Source organism: Actinomadura pelletieri DSM 43383, assembly GCF_003634705.1.
Taxonomy (GTDB): domain Bacteria; phylum Actinomycetota; class Actinomycetes; order Streptosporangiales; family Streptosporangiaceae; genus Spirillospora; species Spirillospora pelletieri.
On record NZ_RBWU01000003.1, the window covers coordinates 833,322 to 851,080 of the forward strand.

The following is a 17,759-nucleotide window of genomic DNA, read 5'->3' on the forward strand; positions in this document are numbered from 1 at the left end:
CAGCCGAACGTGATTCTAAGCAGGGAGTCTCAATGTCCCGGACACCGGGGTCGATGTCCGGCATTTTCAGGAGCCGGTGATATGCGAGGTCGGGTTGGGCCGGAGGCTGCCGACCACCTTCTCGATCACCGTGTCGGGCAGCGCCTCCGGAAAGCCCCGGCCGGCCACCAGGACGAAGGTCGTCGTCAGGTCGGGCGCCACCCCCGGTATGGCCACCGCGTGGACGACGCCGGCCGGTGTGACGCACTTTCCCCTGGCCTTCACGACGACGTCGGCGCGGACGTGCACCGCGCCGGCGCGCCCGACCCGGACGGTCCGCGGGGCGCCCACGGTCACCACCGGAGCCGGTTGGCCCTTCTCGGTGAAGCCGAGCGTCGCCCACCTTTTCGCCGCGTGTTTCGCAACTCCCGTGACATCGTCCTCGACGTACTGCTGGAACCCGGTGCGACCACGGCTGAACTCGTCGTCGCCGTCCTTACACGCGTCGTCGAGGTACACGGCCCCGGCGCTCATCGCGACCGGTTTCCCGCCGTCGATGCTCTCGTAGCCGTGCAGGACTCCCGACCGAAGGATGCGCCACGACTTGGGGACGTCGTAGGTCAGCCCGTACTTGGCGCTGCTGACGGCGTCCCAGCCCTTCACCTTCGGCCGAACCGTGCTGGTCGGTTCCGGCTCCGGCGACCTCGGCGGAGACGTCGTCGACGTGCCGATCTCGTCGTCGCCGTCGTCCCGGCCGAGGTCGTCGATCTGGAGACCGTTCCAAGCGAGGACGAGCAGCAGGACGAGGGCGACCGTGGCGAGGAGCGCCTGGCCGGGCCGTCGCCGCACGACCCGCGGGGAACGGCCGCGGCGCGGGCCGGCCGAGGAGGCGCCCTCCTGCGCCGGGAGATCCGCAGGTAGGGGCGGCTGATCGTCTTCGGGCGCGTTCCGCTCCTGACCCGGCAGCGGGTACGGGTGCGGGTCGTCCTTGGGCGCGTCCCCGTCCTGTCCCGGCAGCGGATAAGGGTTCCGCCGGCCCTCACGGTCGATGCCGCCCGCGGCGTCGTCGCCCTTCATGATCGTGACCGTAGCGCACGGCGGACGGTTCCAGATCCGGTACGGCGTCCCGGCGGACAAGGAATCCGATGCGTTCAGAAGGCGTCTGATCCGGGTTCCGATAGATTCCTGCAGTACCTCCCATGGACCCCCGTCTGTACCTAAGGAACCAGCCGTGACGGACCAGCCCCCGCCACCTGACGAGCCCCCCTCGGCCGCCCCGCCACCCGTCGACACACCCCCCGTTGACACACCACCGGTCGACACGCCGCCCGTCGACACACCACCGGCCGCCGCCGCACCGGGGTTTCTCCCTCCCGCCGACCCGGCGGACGACCGGCCTCCTCCGCACTCGAGTCCCTATGGCGAGATCCCGGGCACGCCCCCTCCCGGGCAGCCGCCGCCCGGACAGGTGCCGCCCGGACAAGTGCCTCCAGGGCAGGCGCCGCCCGGGCAGGCGCCGCCCGGGGGCGGGCCCTACGACCCTCGTTGGGGGTACGGGCCGCCGGGGGTCCCGTATGGAACGCCGCAGTCCCCTCCGCAGGAGACGACCTGGGCGATCTTCTCCTATGTCGGGATCATCCTGATCGGCTTTCTGGCGCCACTGATCATCTACTTCGTGAAGCGGCGCACCGAACCGTTCACCCGCTACCACGCGGCGCAGGCGATGAACTTCCAGCTCACCCTGCTGATCCACGCCCTCGTGGTGGCGGCCGTCTGTGTGCCTCCGGCGATCCTGCTCGACACGCCCGCCTTCCTGGCGCTGTTCGCCCTCCCGTACCTGGAGTTGCTGATCGGCCAGTGGGTGTTCATCATCCTGGGGGCGGTGAAGGCGGGAAAGGGGCAGTACGTCCGGTTCCCTACCTTCTTCTGCTTCCGAATGATCAAGTAGCCGGTCAGGCGGGTGGGAAGGCGCAGACCGCCACGGTCGCGTCGTCGTGCACCTTCCCACGCGGCCACCGGACGGCCTGCGGGTCGGTGCGCTCGATGTCCCGGGTCCGCTCGATCAGCGCGGTGGGCCCGGAGTTGACGGCGAGCGCGGCCAGCCCGGCCCAGTCGGTGGCGCCGAACATGTCCACGAGCCGTGTCGCGCCGTCCGTCAACAGCAGGACGTGGCGCAGTTCGTCCATCGGCACCGTTCCCGTGACCGCGGCGTCGGTCACCGCCGGGTCGGCCGCGGCGTAGTGGTGGCCTCCCGTGATCTCCCGGACCCCGGACGGGCCGTCGAGCAGCACGGTCGAGTCGGCCAGGACGAGATAGTCGACCAGCCCGCCCCGCAGCCGCAGGGCCAGCACGGTCGCGGCGGGCGTGGTCGGCGCCCGCAGGTCGCAGGTCGCGCGGTGCGCCGCGGCCACGTCCGCGATCGCGCCCGCGAGCCGCGCCACCAGCGGCCGCCGCCCCGGCGTGTGGACGCCCTCGGGCGGCCCCACCGGCGGGCCGGCTGGAGGGACACCGGGCGGGTGGGTCCCGTCCAGCATCCGCGCGAGCAACCGGGTGCCGAGCGACCGCGCGTACCAGGCCGTCCCGTGCGCGCAGCCGAGGTCGGTGCCGAGCGGCAGGCCACACCCGTCGAGCACCACCACGGCCCCGGCGGCCGCGGCGACGAAGTCCTCGTTCCCGCGCTCGACACTGCCCTGGTCGGTCGCCCACGACACCCGCATCGCACCCGCCCCTCCGTCGCCCGCCACCAGTATGAGGGTGGACCGACCACGCTGCGGCACGCCCGAACCGACGCGGTGCCACGCCGACCGACACGGCGGTTGCGCTCGGCCGCGTCGCCGTCAGGCCAGGACGGCCCGGGGGTCGACCCGGGCCACGGCGCGGACGGGCGCACCGTCCGCGCCCGCGAGGGCGATCGGGAAGAGGGACACCTCGATCGCGCGACCCGCGTTCTGCGCGTCGAGGACCCGGTCGAGGCCGGTGAGGTTCTCGCCGATCACCGCGCCCGCCTCGCAGAGGACGCGATGGACGTCCAGGGAGAACTCCGCGGACCCGGGCGGCGGGGTGCGGTCGACGCTGAGCGCGTCGACGGCCACCGTCCGGACACCCGCCGCGACGATCGCCTCGGCCGTCTCGGGCGCGGGATACGGATGGGCGAGGTAGGCGTCGGTGCCCCAGTGCCGCGACCAGCCCGTCGCGATGAGCAGGACGACGCCCGGCGCGAGCCCGCGCGGCAGCAGCTCCGGGCCGATGGACGAGCGCGGCGGCAACCCGCGGGCGTCCATCACGACGGCCGGTCCGGTGAAACGGGACAGGGGCAGCTCGTCCAGGCGCGGCAGCGAGTCGTCGATGTGGAACGGCGCGTCCACGTGGGTGCCGGACTGGGAGCCCATGTGCAGGCGCAGGACGTTCACGCCGTCCCCCTCCACCGTGAGCGCGGGAACGGCCTCGACCTGTGGGTCGCCCGGGTAGACGGGCATGCCCGTGACGATCGGTACCGACAGGTCGAGCAGCTCCGCTTCGGTGGTCTCCATGCCCATGAATTCGATTATCCCGGGGCGTCGTACCCGATAGCGTTGCGTTGTGTTGCCACACGTGACAGCCATCCGCTACGTGACGCCGCTGCGCGAGGGCGGGTCACTGCCGGGCGTCGTCGAGGCCGACGACCTCGGCACTTATGTCATGAAATTTCATGGCGCCGGGCAGGGACGCAAGGCGCTGATCGCCGAGGTCGTCACCGGTGAACTGGCCCGCAGGCTCGGTTTCCGGGTGCCCGACCAGGTGCTCATCGACCTGGACCCGGCCATCGGACGCCACGAACCCGACCCCGACGTGCAGGACCTGTTGAAGGCGAGCCCGGGCTGCAACCTCGGCATCGACTTTCTGCCCGGCTCCCTCGGGTTCGATCCGCTCGGCTGGCGGCCCGACCCCGGTTTCGCGTCCCGCGTGCTGTGGTTCGACGCGTTCACCGGCAATGTGGATCGCAGCTGGCGGAACCCGAACATGCTGGTGTGGCACGGCGACGTGTGGCTGATCGACCATGGCGCGAGTCTCATCTTCCACCACGCGTGGACGAACGCGACGCGGCTGTTCTCCGGCCCGTACGACGTGGCCGACCATGTCCTCACCCCCTACGCGACCCGGCTGGAGGAGGCCGAGGCCGAACTCGCACCCAAGATCACGGAAGGGTTGTTGCGCGAGGTGACCGCCCTGGTGCCCGATCTCTGGCTGGAAGGCGAACCGGGGTTCGCCGGTCCTCAGGAGCTACGGGACGCCTATGTCGACATCCTGCTCCCCCGCGCCGGGAAGCCGCGTGACTGGCTGCCCGACCCGACCGTCGGCGGTCGCGCGCCGGACACGACGGCACGGCGTGGCGAGAACCGTCCCGGCCGGCTCGGTGGCGCCTCATGAGCAACATCAGGACGGCCGCGGAACCCACGGTCTTCGAGTACGCGGCGCTGCGGGTCGTGCCGCGTGTCGAACGCGGCGAGACCATGAACGTGGGCGTGGTGGTGTACTGCCGGGCGCGCGACTACCTGGGCTGCCGCACGCACCTGGACGAACAGCGCCTCATGGCCCTGGATCCGCTGCTGAACGTCGAGGGGGTCCGCAAGGCGCTCCGGGGGGTGGAGGCCGTCTGCTGCGGCGGAGAACGGGCGGGTCAGGCCGCGCACGAGGCGCCGGGCACGCGTTTTCGCTGGCTGACGGCGCCGCGCAGCACGATCGTCCAGCCCGGCCCCGTGCACGCCGGGCTGACCGACGACCCGGAGGCCGAGCTGGAACGTCTCCTCGATCTGCTCGTCAAATGATGCCGACCCGAAAACGCGTCCGACTGACCGGATAACGCGGAAGGGTCAATCCCATTCCCAGCGGATGCCGTGATATCCGGCGGCCATGCCGAACTCGATGAAATGAACGCTGTGGTAACTGGAGAGCCGCAGGTCCGCGGAGTCCTTCAGCGCGGTGTGGCCGTCGGGACGCCACGTTCGATAGCAGCGGGCGGGGAGCGCGGACGGATGGAATCTGACCTCGATGAGGTATTCGTGCTGGGGGGCGCGGAATCCGCGTCCCTCCTCGTTGGCGGGTGGGCTGGCCTCGTCGAATCCGAAGCCGTATTCCAGCAGGTACGTCTCGCCACGGCCGAGGGCCCGGTCGAACAGCAGCTCGGCGGCGATGAGGCCGCTCGCCTCGTCCATCCGGACGCGCCCGAAGCGGCAGCCGCGGACGGTGCGGGACGACGGCAGGACGCCCTGCGGATGGTGGTAGACCGCGATCCAGCGGTCGACGCCGCGCTGCTGCGCCTGGAACACGGCCCGGACCCGGACCTCGCTCAGCTCCCTGCGGCGTCCGATGATGTACTGGTCATGCATGCTGAGCCCGGTGAGCTGGCGCTCGCCGCGATCGCCGATCTCGTCCAGCAGATCGCGGACGCCGGGCTCGGGACACAGCTCCTCCACCGGCAACCACGGTCCCGTGGCGCGCTCGGCGGTGGGCTTGAGGAGGGTCAGCAGTGAATGGCGCGGCAGTTCGAGGATGACCTCGAGACCGCGGACGGCGCGCATCGAGTCGGCGCGCTCGGGCCGTGTCCGACCGCGCTGCCAGTAGCTCAGCGTGGACAGGCTGACGGCGATGCCCTGCTCGTCGAGACGGCGCCGCAGGGAGTCGAGGCTGAGGCCCCGCGCCTGGATCGCCGCGTGCAAGGCGACATTGAACGGCCCGTACTGCAAGACCTGTAGAAGATCGTCTTCTGCGACACTCTGCACTTTTCGGCCTCCGGATCAGCTCCGGCCGGCCCCCGCACAACGGCCTTGACAACTGCAATTGCACTTTCAATGCTCACTGTAAGCCCCGTCTGGCACTATGCCAACAGGCAACTTTTGACGTCTCTCCCTTCCCTCTCGTCACTCCCGCTCCACCCGGCGGCTACTCCGGGTTCATGGAGTGTAGCCGCGCTCGGGCCGCCGGTCTTGCGTTTCGCGGACGAGTTCAATGTGATTTCGATGCCAACAGATCAGTGCCACTCCCATTCGATGCCGACGATGCCGCGCCGGACGGCGCCGACCGCGAGGTTCGCGCTGCCGGACGTCCCGATCCACAGCTCACCGAGCCGCTGGCGCGGCGACTGGGAGCTCTCGGCGGTGAAGCCGTAGCAGCGCGCGGGCAGCCGTTCGCCGTCGAACTGGATGATCGCGACGTAGTCGTGGACGGGATGGGAGAAGCGCCGGTCGTAGCTGTCGTGGGCGAGTTCGTCGATGGGACCGATCTCGTACTCGACGACGGCCGTGTCGCCCGCCGACAGGACACGGTCGAAGACCAGCTCGAACGCCATCAGCCCGCCCTCGGCGCGGATGCGGCCGGGGCGGCAGTACCGCACGTCCGCGAGACCGGCCGTCCCGGCACCGGACGCGGCGGCGCGCTCGGCCCCGGCGACGGTGCCGGTCACGGCGGCGACACCGGTCGCCGCGCCGGCAACGGCGGCGACACCGGCGGCGGCACCGGCCGCGTTGGCCCCGGCCGTCGCGCCCGCTTCGGCGGCGCCGTCCGGCTTGTGATCGCCCGGGACCGCGAGGTCGCCGGAGCCGCCCGAGGTCGCCGGGCCGCCGGTGTTGCCGGGCTGCTGGACCCCACCTGTCTGGTGGACGCACACGACCCGGTCGATGTCGTCGCCGGCGGCGCGCAGGACGCTGCGCACCGACAGCGTCCACGAGCGGCGGGCCTCGTCGAGCCGGAACACGTCGTGGATGCTGAGCCGTTCGAGCCGGTGGTCACCGGACCGGTCGAGCTGCCCGACGAGGTTCGTGTACCGCTCCGGGTCGGGCCACAGGTCACGCACCGGGCGACCGCGCTCCCCCGGCCCCGGCGCGCCGGCGGTCAGACCGCCGCGGACCGGGGTCGCGGTGGGCGCGGGATCGTCGAGCAGGTCGGTCAGGGTACCCGGCGGAACCTGGAGGATCTCCTCCAGCGCGACGACGACCGTGCGGGAGCGCGGGCGACTACGACCCCGCTGCCAGTAGCTCAGCGTGGCCACGCTGACGGTCAGGCCGCGGCGCCCGAGCCGGTGCCGGATCCGTTCCAAGGTCAGCCCGCTGGCCTGGATGGCCTGCCGTAACGCCCCGGCGAATTCCACGGCCGGATGGTACCTGTCCTGGAAGCCTGATTCATAGGTTGTGTCAGACCAGGCAGGCAATGACAAGGATGATTGGCCGAGCCGGACGATCTTAGAACAATATGGACATAAAGGAACCGGTTTCGAGGAATCCGACTCGCCGGTACACCGCCCGCGCGCGCGTGTTGTAGTCGTTCACATAGAGTGACACCGTCGGCGCGATGCCGTGCAGCGCCTCCCGCACCACGGCCGACATTCCGGCCACGGCCCGGCCCTGCCCGCGCAGATCGGGCGGCACCCAGACACCCTGCACCTGGCAGGCCCCCGGCGTGACGGCGCCGACCTCCGCCTTGAACACGACCCGGCCGTCCTCGATGCGGGCGAACGCCCGGCCGTCGCGGATCAGTTCGGCGACGCGGGCGCGGTACAGCACCCCGCCGTCTCCACCGTCCGGGGAGACGCCGACCTCTTCGGTGAACATCGCCACGCAGGCGGGATAGACGACGTCGAACTCCTCCATCCGGACGCGCCGGACGTCCGGGTCGGGCGCCACGTCCGGGACGGTGGAGGTGGCCATGACCGGCTGGGCGGCGCGGACGGCCCGCGGCGGCCCCCAGTACGGCGCGAGGATCTCCCACAGCTCCGAGACCGCGCCGACCGGTCCGACGATCGACGAGCAGCGCCGTCCCTGCGCCTGGGCCCGTTCGGCGAACGCACGGACGGCCCCGGGCCCCGCCGCCACCGGGATGAGGTTGGCACCGGAGTAGCACAGCGAGACGAGCCGGCCGTCGTGCAGGTAGCCCCACATCTGGGCGCCGAGGCGGCGCGGGTCGAGCCCCGCCGCGTGGACGCGCGAGCTGACGAACACGTTGGACACCGGGTCGGCGTCCAGGATCGCGAGGGCCTCCGCCCGGTGCCGGTCGTCCAGTACGCGCACCGGGATCGAGCCCAGCATGCGCACCGCTACCCGCCTCCGCGCCGTTCCGCGGGGCGTGGGAGGTCGTCCTCCCACGGAAGACTCGACGGGAACGGCTCCCGTTCGGCCCTCAGCACTGAAAGCACCACGTGCACCAGCCTATGCCGTCCAGGGCCCATGCACCCCCACAGGCTCGGAGAACGCTTCCAGGCGACCGGGCGGACGCACCGCTCAGTGGTGGGCGGCGTGCTTCGCGTGGTCCGCCCGGGTGGCGGCAGTCGGCACGGGCGCCGGTCCGGCGGCGCACTCGGCGTCGGGTCCGGGCCGGCTCGCGGGCACCGTGCCGTCGCCGAAGTAGGCGGCGACGGCCCGGTCGACGCACCGGTCACCGGACAGCGCCACACCGTGGTTGTGCCCGTCCACCTGCACCAGCAGCCGGGACGTGGGGAACCTGCGGTGGGTCTCCACCGCGCCCCGGTACGGTGTCGCGGCGTCCCGGGACGCCTGGACGAGCAGGATCGGCGGCAGCGACGCGGCACCCCGCACCCGCGGGACCGGGCCGCCCTGCGCGGCCCAGAACGCGCACGGCGCGTTGTACCAGGTGTTGCCCCAGGTCTCGAAACGGTAGCCCTGGCGGTAGAGGCGCTCGCTGTCGGCGTGCCAGCGGTTCCAGTCGCGCGGCCAGGGCGCGTCGCGGCACTCGACGGCGCTGTAGACGGCGTAGTTGTTCTGGTCGAGCCGGGTCGGCGGCTGCCACGCCTTCCGGAGCGGGGCCGGGTCGTGCCGGACGACGAACGCCGACAGGGCCTGGGCGTGCGCGGCCCATCTGTAGTCGGAGTAGCCGTCGGCGAGGAACAGGTCGTCCAGCTCGGCGGGCCCGACCTTCCCGTCGATGGGCGCGGCCTTGAGCGCGGTCCGCGCCTTGGTGTACGCGGCGGCGACCTGCCGCCGCGACGTCCCGAGCCCGTAGGTCTTGTGGTGGCGGGCGATCCAGGCGAAGTACGCGCGGATGCGCTGCTCGAAGGCGACGTTCTGGTCGAGGTTGTTCTCGTACCAGACCCCGCTCGGACGGGGGACGCTGTCGAACACCATGCGGCGGACCCGTCCGGGGTACATCGTCGCGTACACCGCGCCCAGGTAGGCGCCGTACGAGTAGCCGAAGTAGTTGAGCCGGGGCTGGCCGAGGGCCTTGCGGATCTCCTCCATGTCGCGGGCCCAGTCGGCGGTGCCCATGTGCGGCAGGACCGTCCGGTACTTTCTCGCGCAGTCGTCGGCGTACGCCTTGGCGCGGGCCGCCCAGGCCCGTTCCTCGCGCGCGTTCGCGGGGACGGTGTCGGGACGCGCGCGTCCGGGGTTCTGGTAGCGCGTGTCGCAGATCAGCGAGGGCCTGCTGGCGCCGACGCCGCGCGGGTCGAACCCGATCCAGTCGTAGGCGGCGGCGACGTTCGCGGGCATCTTCTTCCTGAAGTAGCCCGCCAGGTCGCGGCCGTGCGCGCCGGGCCCGCCGCGGTTCAGCAGCACCACGCCCTGCGACCGGGGCGCGGTGTGCGGCGCGCGGGTGAGCGCGAGAGTGATACGGCGGCCGTCTGGACGGGCGTGGTCGAGCGGAACCTGGAGGGACGCGCACTGGAGCCCCTTGAGGCGCGTCCCCTCGACCGGGTCGTCGGCGGGGCACGGCTTCCAGGCGAGGTTCGCGGGCCGCGGGGCGGGTTCGGGACGGGCCGTGTCGGCGGGCGCGCCCGTCGCCGCGGCCCCGACGATTCCGAGCGTGACCGCGGCGGCGGCCGTTCCCGCCGCGACCTTCTTTCCAGCGTCGTTCAGCACTCCGGCTTTCTATCGGAGGGACGCGGCGACCTGCGTGAACACGGAAATCGCGCGATTCCTGCCTAGTTCGGACGCATCCCGAAACTCCGGCGAACGACGCGTGGCGTGCCCGCCGCTCGGGACGGGCACGCCACGGTTGTCACGTCGTGCTGTGTGTTCGGTTTCAGGAGGTCACGGGCGTCCGACCGGAAGGTCCTTGCCCGTGGGGGCGCCGGCGGACTTCGCGCGCGCGCCCGTCGGGTTCGGGTCGTTCAGCTCCGGCACGGCCTTGCAGTAGGCGTCGGGGCCGCGGCGGCTCTCCGGCAGCGCACCCGTGTCCAGGTACGCGGCGACCTGGTCGTCCAGGCACGCGTTGCCGTTGAGGGTGTTGGAGTGCGTCTTGCCGCCGAGTTCGAACACCAGGCGCGAGGACCGGAAGACCTCGTGCATTTCCAGCCCGCCCTCGACCGGCGTCGCCCCGTCCTGCGTGGACTGGACGAGGAGCATGCCCGGCAGGTGCCTGCTGTCCCGCAGCCGGAACGCGCGATCGCCCTCGAAGGGCCAGAACGCGATCGGCGCGTTGAACCAGACGTTGTTCCAGGTGTTGAACCGGTAGCCCTGCCGGTGGAGCCGCTCGGCGTCGCGGTGCCACGTCTTCCAGTCGCGCGGCCACTCGGCGTCGGCGGCCTGGACGGCGTTGTACACGGCGAAGCCGTTGTCCTCGCCGCCCGGGTTGAGCCAGGCGAGCAGGCGCGCGGGGTCCTTGTCGTTGACCCATGACGACAGCGCCTGCGCGAACGGGATGTAGAAGCCGGTGTTGTACCCGGCGGACAGGACGATGTCGTCCAGCTCGGACGGTCCGATCCTGCCGCCGATCGGCGCCTTCTTCGCCGCCTCCCGGACCTTGTAGTAAGCGTCCTCGACGGCCTTCCCGGTCTGGCCGAGGTGGAAGACCGAGTTCCACTCGGCGATCCAGGCCCACCAGGACTCCATGTTGCGCTGGAACGCCTTGTTCTGTTCGAGTTGGGCGTCGTACCAGACGGTCTTCGGGTTGACGTTGCCGTCCATCACCATCCGGTGGACGCGCTTGGGGAAGAGCGTGGCGTAGGTGGCGCCGAGGTACGTGCCGTAGGAGAAGCCGTACCAGCTGATCTTGTCCTGGCCGAGGGCGGCGCGGATCGCGTCGACGTCACGCGCGGCGTCGGTGGTGCGCAGGTGCGGCAGCAGCCAGCCGAACTTGTCCGCGCAGTCCTTCGCGTACTTCTTCGACTTGGCGATCCAGGCCTTCTCCTCCTTCGGGGAGGACGGGACGTAGTCCGGCCGGATCGGGTCGGAGTAGTGCGGGTCGCAGCTCAGCGCGGGCCGGCTGGAGCCGACGCCGCGGGGGTCGAAGCCGATGATGTCGTACTTGGCGGCGACGTCGGCGTGCCCGGTGCCGCCGATCCAGCGGGCGAGCGCGGGCGCGTACGGCAGACCGGAGCCGCCGGGGCCGCCCGGGTTCACGAACAGGACGCCCTGGTAGTTCTTCTCGTCGGTGTGCTTGAACCGCGACACCGCGATGGAGATCTTCCGGCCGCCCGGCCTGTCATGGTCGAGCGGCACCTCGACCATCGCGCACTGGGCGTTGTTCATGGGGTCCGTCGGGCCGCTGACCTCGCATTCGCCCCAGTCGATGCCCGTGGCCGCGACGGCGGTGGCACCGGTCGCGCCGGTGCCCGCGCTCATGGAGACGGCGGCGCCGGTGCCGCCGACCGCCACGACCGCCGCGGTCGTGACGAGAAGGATCCTTTTCACCTGTCCCCCTCAGATCGGTGGCTCCGGATGCCCGGACGAGAAGAGACCGGCGGGGAGCGGCACCGATGCGTAGCGGATGCGGATTTGCGCGGCGATTCTGTCGTTAATGCCGGTTATGACGGCAGAGCCTGATCAGAGTGGATACTCAATCGTGACAAGATCACCGAATCTTCGTGATGTTCACGAAAGGCCCCGGGATCGTTCGCCGTCCCCGGGGCCTTTCGCGGGCGGGCCGTCGGCCGGGTTCGGCCGGGCCCCTTCGGTCAGCGGATGACGTCCGCCTTCAGCCGCGCGGCCTCCAACGACCCGGGGCCGGTCAGCGACCTGGCGGACGCCCCCTCCGGCGGGGTCGGGTCACCGAGCTGCGGAACGTGGACCGTCCGCTCCTCCGGACGCTCTCCCCGCAGGAAGTAGGCGTCGAAGTAGGCGTCCACCTCGGCCGAGCCGCGGTGGACGATGCAGTGCGTGCGGTCACCGTCCTGGACGACGAGGCGCGAGCCCTTGAGCCTGCGCTGCATGTCCAGCGCGCCCCCGTACGGGGTGGCGGCGTCCTCGGTCGACTGGAAGATGAGGATGTTGCGCGGCAGGTCCCGGTTACGACCGATGTCGACCGGCTCGCCGGCCTTGGCGGACCAGTTCAGGCACGGCGCGTTGAACCAGGCGTTGGCCCAGGCGTAGAAGGGGTGCTTGCGGTCGATGCGCGAGTTGTCGCGGTGCCACTTGCGCCAGCTCTGCGGCCACTGGACGTCGGTGCATTCCACGGCCAGGTAGACCGCGTAGCCGTTGTCGTCGGACTCGCCGGTGGTCTGCGCGCCGTAGGTCTGCGCGAACGTGGCGGTGTCGCCCTTCTTGTAGGCGGCCAGTCCGGCGGCGTAGGCGTGCCAGAGGGCCTGGCTGCGCCGGTACCCGGCGTTGAGGATCACGTCGCTCAGCTCCGCCGATCCGACGGCGACCGTCTGGCCGCTGTCCGGGTCGGTGTAGTGGACCGGCTTGTGCTTCAGCTTGTCGCGCAGGTCGTAGAAGAAGTCGCGGACCTGGCGCTGCTTGGTGCCCAGGTGGTAGACGGAGTCGTACTTGGCGATCCAGCCGAAGTAGTAGTCGATGTTCTTGTCGAACTGGACGTCCTGCTTGAGGTTGGCGTCGTACCAGACGTCCGACGGGCCGACGGCTCCGTCCAGCGCCATCTTGTCGACGTTCTTCGGGTACGTCGTGGCGTACGCCGAGCCGAGGTAGGTGCCGTAGGACGCGCCGTAGTAGTCGAGCTTGTCGTTGCCCAGGGCCCGCCGGATCGACTCCAGGTCGTGGACCGAGTCGATGGTCTTGATGTGGTCCAGCAGTCCGATCTTGTCGTTCTTGGCGCAGGCCTCGGCGTAGGCCTCGGTCTTCTCCCGCCAGACGCGCACGGACCTGTCGTCGCCCCTGCCGTAGTCGGGACGCGGCGCGTTGTTGTACTTCAGGTCGCAGTTGAGGGCCGGGACGCTCATCCCGACGCCGCGCGGGTCGAACCCGATGACGTTGTACTCCTTGCGCATCGCCGGGGAGTTCTGCGCGAACACGCGCGGCCCGAACAGCGCGCCGCCGCCACCGGGACCGCCCGGGTTGACGACGATGTCGCCCTTGGCCGGGCCCTTCCCGAGATGCGGCGTCTTGGTGAGCTGGAGCGTGATCTTCTTGCCACGGGGCTTGGCGTGATCCAGCGGCACCGACAGCTCGGCGCACTGCACGATCTCGGAGACCGGGTAGATGACGTCATAGAGGTCGTGCACCGTCTTGACGAAGTCCGCGGGACAGTCGTGCCACTTGAGCGGGGCGGGGTTGAAGCCTCCGGCCGTTCCGGCGGAGGGGCTCGCGGCCTGCGCGCTTGTGGCGCCCAGACCGGTGAGACCGAGGCCGGCCACCGCGGCCACGACGACGATCCGTTTCACATTTCCCCCTAAGGTGCCGACTCCGGTCGAGTCAGACATATGGGTAATGGCGGGGAAATTGTGGCGTCGGGGAAAGAGGGCCGGACAGGGTGCGTTCACGGATGATGCGCAATCGTGACAAGATCAACGGAACTTCGTGATCAGGTCCGTTCGTTCCGGATCGGGTGTGTCACGCATGCGAAAGGGCCCCGGGTTCACACCCGGGGCCCTTCGCGCGTTCGCGTCGGTGTCAGAAGACCGTCAGGAGACCACGACTTCGGCGCCGGGGCCGGACACCGAACCGTCCTCACCGATCTCGATGCCCATCTCGTCGGCGATGCGCATGGCCTCCTCGATCAGGGTCTCCACGATCTGCGACTCGGGGACGGTCTTGACGACCTGACCCTTGACGAAGATCTGGCCCTTGCCGTTGCCGGACGCGACACCGAGGTCGGCCTCGCGCGCCTCGCCGGGTCCGTTCACCACGCAGCCCATCACCGCCACGCGCAGCGGGACGGGGAAGTCCTTCAGCCCGGCCGTGACCTGCTCGGCCAGCGTGTACACGTCCACCTGCGCGCGCCCGCACGACGGGCACGACACGATCTCCAGACCGCGCTGCCGCAGCCCCAACGACTCCAGGATCGCGGTGCCGACCTTGACCTCCTCCACCGGAGGCGCCGACAGCGACACCCGGATCGTGTCGCCGATGCCCTCGGCGAGCAGCGCCCCGAACGCCACCGCCGACTTGATCGTGCCCTGGAACGCCGGGCCCGCCTCGGTCACGCCGAGGTGCAGCGGGTAGTCGCAGGCGGCGGCCAGCCGCCGGTACGCGTCGATCATGACGACCGGGTCGTTGTGCTTGACCGAGATCTTGATGTCGCGGAAGTCGTGCTCCTCGAACAGCGAGCACTCCCACAGCGCCGACTCGACCAGCGCCTCGGGGGTGGCCTTCCCGTGCTTCTCCAGCAGCCGCTTGTCGAGCGACCCGGCGTTCACGCCGATCCGGATCGGGACGCCCGCGTCCTTGGCCGCGCGGGCGATCTCACCGACCCGGTCGTCGAACTTCTTGATGTTGCCCGGGTTGACCCGGACCGCCGCGCAGCCCGCGTCGATCGCCGCGAACACGTACTTGGGCTGGAAGTGGATGTCGGCGATGACGGGGATCGGCGACTTGCGGGCGATCGCGGGCAGCGCGTCGGCGTCGTCCTGCGAGGGCACCGCGACGCGGACGATCTGGCATCCGGACGCGGTCAACTCCGCGATCTGCTGGAGTGTGGAGTTCACGTCGGCGGTGAGGGTCGTGGTCATGGACTGCACCGACACCGGGGCGTCACCGCCGACCGGAACGTTCCCGACCATGATCTGCCGGGACGCGCGGCGGGGAGTGCTCGGCCCCGGCGCGTCCCGCCCCTCGCCGCGGATGTTCGGCATTCCCAGTGAAACGCTCATCCCTCTCCTCATACTCGCAGCCCCAGACAAAGCCTAAGCGCAGTGGACGGTTGCCATGACGGCGACCCTGCGGTCATCGCGTGACCATTCGGTCGCGCCATGTGAACAGTTTGTGTCATTCGGGTAGCCGAAGCGGGTTGAACACGTCGGCGAGGATCAACAAGACCCCGAGTCCCACCAGCAGCAGGACCGCCAGGTAGGTCAGGGGCAGCAGCCGGGTCAGGTCGACCGTGCCCGGATCCGGACGGCCCCGGATCCGGTTGACGTGGGCGCGGGCGCGCTCGTAGCCGACCACCGCGAGATGGCCCCCGTCCAGCGGCAGCAGCGGCAGCACGTTCATCGCCCCGAGGAAGATGTTCAGCGAGACGACCAGCGACAGGAACAGCGCGACCTTGTCGCGGGCGGAGTTCGTCTCGGAGGCGAAGATCTGGCCGGACACGTCCGTCGCGCCCACCACGCTGCCGACCTGCCCACCGGGCGTGCTCTCCCGCTCCGGTGAGAACAGTCGCGGGATCGCCGACGGAAGATCCACGACGACCTCGCCGATGCCCGCGAAGGTGCGGCCGACGGCCCGTCCGGCGAAAACCGCGCCGTTCAGCGGCCCGGTCCGCTCATAAGTTCCGCCGACGACCTTCGCGGACATGCCGACGAACGGCCGCCCGTCCACCTCCGCGAGCCGGATCGGCAGCGTCACCGGCCCCGGCGCGCCGGGCCTTTGCACGACGACGCGGACGGTCTGGCCGGGCTCCGCCTTGTCGATGGCCCGGGTGAGGCCCGCCCAGTCGGAGACGGGCGTGCCGCCGAACGACACGACCCGGTCGCCCGCGCGCAGCCCGGCCGCGGCCGCCGGGGAACGCGGGCGGCCCCGCTCGCACTCGGCCCGGATCCCGGCGGGGACGCACGGCGTGACCTCCTCGACCGTGCTGGTCACCGTGCCGGACTGCGGCACGCCGACCGCCATCGCCATCACCATCAGCAGCAGGAACGCGAACACGAGGTTGGCGACGACGCCCGCCACGATCACGATGGCGCGGCGGCCCGCGGGCTGCCGGTAGAAGGCGCGCGGACGGTCCGCCGCGTCGATCCTCTCCAGCGGCGTATATCCGACGATCTTGACGAAGCCGCCGAGCGGGATCGCCTTCACGCCGTACTCGGTCTCGCCCCGGCGCACGGACCACAGGGTCGGCCCGAAACCCACGAAGTACTGCGTGGCCTTCATCCCGAACCGTTTGGCGGTCAGCAGGTGCCCGCCCTCATGGAGCATCACCGACAGCAGCAGCGCGACGACGAACGCCGCCGCGCCGAGAATGAAGGCCATCGGCCCTCCTCGGGGCTCACCCCGGGGAGGGCCCCGGGGACGTCAGTCGGTCCCGGTCAGTTCGGCGGTCAGCTCCCTCGCCTTCGTCCGCGCCCATCCGTCCGCCGCCAGGACGTCGTCCAGCGTCAACGCCCCGGCGGTGTCCGGACCGTGGGCGTCCAGTACCCGCGCGATCGTGTCGACGATCCCGAGGAACGGCAGCCGCCCCGCGCGGAACGCGTCCACACATTCCTCGTTCGCGGCGTTGTAAACGGCCGGGAACGTCCCGCCCAGCTCACCGGCGCGCCGGGCGAGCGCCACCGCGGGGAACGCCTCGTCGTCGAGCGGGAACAGCTCCCAGGTGTGCGCCCGGGTCCAGTCGACGGCGGGCGCGGCGTCCGGGACGCGGTCCGGCCAGTCGATGCCGAGCGCGATCGGCAGCCGCATGTCGGGTGGGCTCGCCTGCGCCAGCGTGGACCCGTCGGTGAACTCGACCATCGAGTGGATCACCGACTGCGGATGGACCATCACGCCGATCCGGTCCATGGGGACGTCGAACAGCAGATGCGCCTCGATGACCTCCAGCCCCTTGTTGACCAGGGTCGCGGAGTTGATCGTGATGACGGGGCCCATGTCCCACGTCGGATGGTTCATCGCCTGCTCGGGCGTGACATCGGCCAGTTCGGCGCGGCTCCGGCCGCGGAACGGACCGCCGCTCGCGGTCAGCACGAGCCTGCGCACCTCGTCGGCGCGCCCGCCGCGCAGGCACTGGGCGAGCGCCGAGTGCTCGGAGTCGACCGGAACGATCTGCCCCGGCCGCGCCCGCTCCTTCACGAGGGGGCCGCCGACGATGAGCGACTCCTTGTTGGCGAGCGCGAGCGTCCGCCCGGCGTCCAGCGCGGCCAGCGTGGAGGCGAGGCCGAGCGCGCCGGTCACCCCGTTCAACACCACGTCGCACGGCCACGCCGCGGTCTCCGCGACCGCGTCCGGACCGGCGACGATCTTGGGGAGGGGGAAGTCGCCGGAGGCGTAGCCGCGCCGCTTGGCCTCGGCGTAGAAGGCGAGCTGGAGTTCCTGCGCCGCGGACGCCTTGGCGACGGCGACGACATCGGGCCGGAACTCCAGGGCCTGCTCGGCCAGCAGTCCGACCCGTCCGCCGCCCGCGGCGAGACCGGCGACCCGAAACCTGCCGGGGTTGCGGCGGATGACGTCCAGCGCCTGGGTTCCGATCGAGCCGGTGGAGCCGAGCACCACCACCTCACGGGTGGGCGCGTTCACGCTTGAGAAAGACGACACCGCCCCATTGTCGCCCACAGGCTCACCCCACACCCGTACCAAGTTCCTGTCTCAACACACCCCCGCGCGAACGCGTGCCCCGCCCGACTGAACCGAACGGACCGCAAAGCGATGTCGCGTTCGCACAGGAACGGTCACGCAACGAACCGCCAAGCAAGCGCAGTGGGCCCGTCCTGCAATCAACACAACCTCAGCCCGCACCCGAACGCGTTACCCGCC

15 protein-coding genes are annotated in these 17,759 nt (G+C 71.0%); 3 read left to right on the forward strand and 12 right to left on the reverse strand.

All coding sequences use genetic code 11. The features are described 5' to 3' along the window. Nucleotides 1-66: 66 nt before the first annotated feature. Nucleotides 67-1,056 carry a DUF8017 domain-containing protein gene (locus BZB76_RS17055; RefSeq protein ID WP_121435312.1) on the reverse strand — a complete coding sequence of 330 codons (990 nt, stop codon included), beginning with the start codon at nt 1,054-1,056 and terminating at the stop codon, nt 67-69. 406 nt (nt 1,057-1,462) lie between these two features. Here BZB76_RS17055 and BZB76_RS35905 point away from each other — a divergent pair, with 406 nt between their 5' ends. Further along, the gene (locus tag BZB76_RS35905) at nt 1,463-1,927 is read left to right on the forward strand and encodes a DUF4870 domain-containing protein (protein ID WP_246006998.1); all 465 of its coding nucleotides are present in this window, start codon (nt 1,463-1,465) and stop codon (nt 1,925-1,927) included. A 4-nt stretch (nt 1,928-1,931) separates the two neighbouring features. Here BZB76_RS35905 and BZB76_RS17065 read toward each other — a convergent pair whose 3' ends face one another. Both BZB76_RS17065 and BZB76_RS17070 read right to left on the reverse strand, forming a co-directional pair. Beyond that, complete coding sequence (locus BZB76_RS17065; protein ID WP_147449455.1) at nt 1,932-2,723, reverse strand: hypothetical protein; 792 nt, start codon at nt 2,721-2,723, stop codon at nt 1,932-1,934. A 93-nt stretch (nt 2,724-2,816) separates the two neighbouring features. Continuing rightward, nucleotides 2,817-3,515: a cyclase family protein gene (locus tag BZB76_RS17070; protein ID WP_337959755.1), complete on the reverse strand. Its 699-nt coding sequence runs from the start codon at nt 3,513-3,515 to the stop codon at nt 2,817-2,819. Between the two features lie 43 nt (nt 3,516-3,558). On the opposite strand from BZB76_RS17070, the gene BZB76_RS17075 reads away from it, so the two are divergent. After that, nucleotides 3,559-4,386 carry a HipA family kinase gene (locus tag BZB76_RS17075; protein WP_121435315.1) on the forward strand — a complete coding sequence of 276 codons (828 nt, stop codon included), beginning with the start codon at nt 3,559-3,561 and terminating at the stop codon, nt 4,384-4,386. Beyond that, nucleotides 4,383-4,784 carry a DUF3037 domain-containing protein gene (locus BZB76_RS17080; RefSeq protein ID WP_121435316.1) on the forward strand — a complete coding sequence of 134 codons (402 nt, stop codon included), beginning with the start codon at nt 4,383-4,385 and terminating at the stop codon, nt 4,782-4,784. The genes BZB76_RS17075 and BZB76_RS17080 overlap by 4 nt, the downstream gene beginning before the upstream one ends. 45 nt (nt 4,785-4,829) lie before the next feature. On the opposite strand, the gene BZB76_RS17085 is transcribed toward BZB76_RS17080, so the two are convergent. The 9 genes from BZB76_RS17085 to dxr form a co-directional block, all read right to left on the reverse strand. Beyond that, nucleotides 4,830-5,738 (reverse strand): hypothetical protein, encoded by a 909-nt coding sequence (locus BZB76_RS17085; RefSeq protein ID WP_147449456.1) that lies wholly within the window; start codon nt 5,736-5,738, stop codon nt 4,830-4,832. Between the two features lie 248 nt (nt 5,739-5,986). Then, entirely contained in the window at nt 5,987-7,102 is a 1,116-nt protein-coding gene (locus tag BZB76_RS17090; protein WP_121435318.1) for a helix-turn-helix domain-containing protein, read from the reverse strand. A gap of 91 nt (nt 7,103-7,193) precedes the next feature. Continuing rightward, complete coding sequence (locus tag BZB76_RS17095; RefSeq protein WP_121435319.1) at nt 7,194-8,036, reverse strand: GNAT family N-acetyltransferase; 843 nt, start codon at nt 8,034-8,036, stop codon at nt 7,194-7,196. A 192-nt stretch (nt 8,037-8,228) separates the two neighbouring features. Beyond that, nucleotides 8,229-9,821 carry an alpha/beta hydrolase gene (locus tag BZB76_RS17100; RefSeq protein ID WP_121435320.1) on the reverse strand — a complete coding sequence of 531 codons (1,593 nt, stop codon included), beginning with the start codon at nt 9,819-9,821 and terminating at the stop codon, nt 8,229-8,231. A 171-nt stretch (nt 9,822-9,992) separates the two neighbouring features. Next, entirely contained in the window at nt 9,993-11,594 is a 1,602-nt protein-coding gene (locus tag BZB76_RS17105; RefSeq protein WP_246006999.1) for an alpha/beta fold hydrolase, read from the reverse strand. Between the two features lie 263 nt (nt 11,595-11,857). Next, nucleotides 11,858-13,519, reverse strand: coding sequence for an alpha/beta fold hydrolase (locus BZB76_RS17110; protein WP_170180654.1), 1,662 nt, complete (start codon nt 13,517-13,519; stop codon nt 11,858-11,860). A gap of 240 nt (nt 13,520-13,759) precedes the next feature. Continuing rightward, on the reverse strand, nt 13,760-14,947 hold the full coding sequence (gene ispG / locus BZB76_RS17115) for a flavodoxin-dependent (E)-4-hydroxy-3-methylbut-2-enyl-diphosphate synthase (protein ID WP_420534785.1): 1,188 nt from the start codon (nt 14,945-14,947) through the stop codon (nt 13,760-13,762). Nucleotides 14,948-15,062: 115 nt separating this feature from the next. After that, the gene (locus BZB76_RS17120; protein ID WP_121435323.1) at nt 15,063-16,265 is read right to left on the reverse strand and encodes a M50 family metallopeptidase; all 1,203 of its coding nucleotides are present in this window, start codon (nt 16,263-16,265) and stop codon (nt 15,063-15,065) included. Nucleotides 16,266-16,307: 42 nt separating this feature from the next. Continuing rightward, nucleotides 16,308-17,540, reverse strand: a complete 1,233-nt coding sequence (gene dxr, locus BZB76_RS17125) for a 1-deoxy-D-xylulose-5-phosphate reductoisomerase (protein WP_246007000.1) — start codon at nt 17,538-17,540, stop codon at nt 16,308-16,310. Nucleotides 17,541-17,759 lie beyond the last annotated feature (219 nt).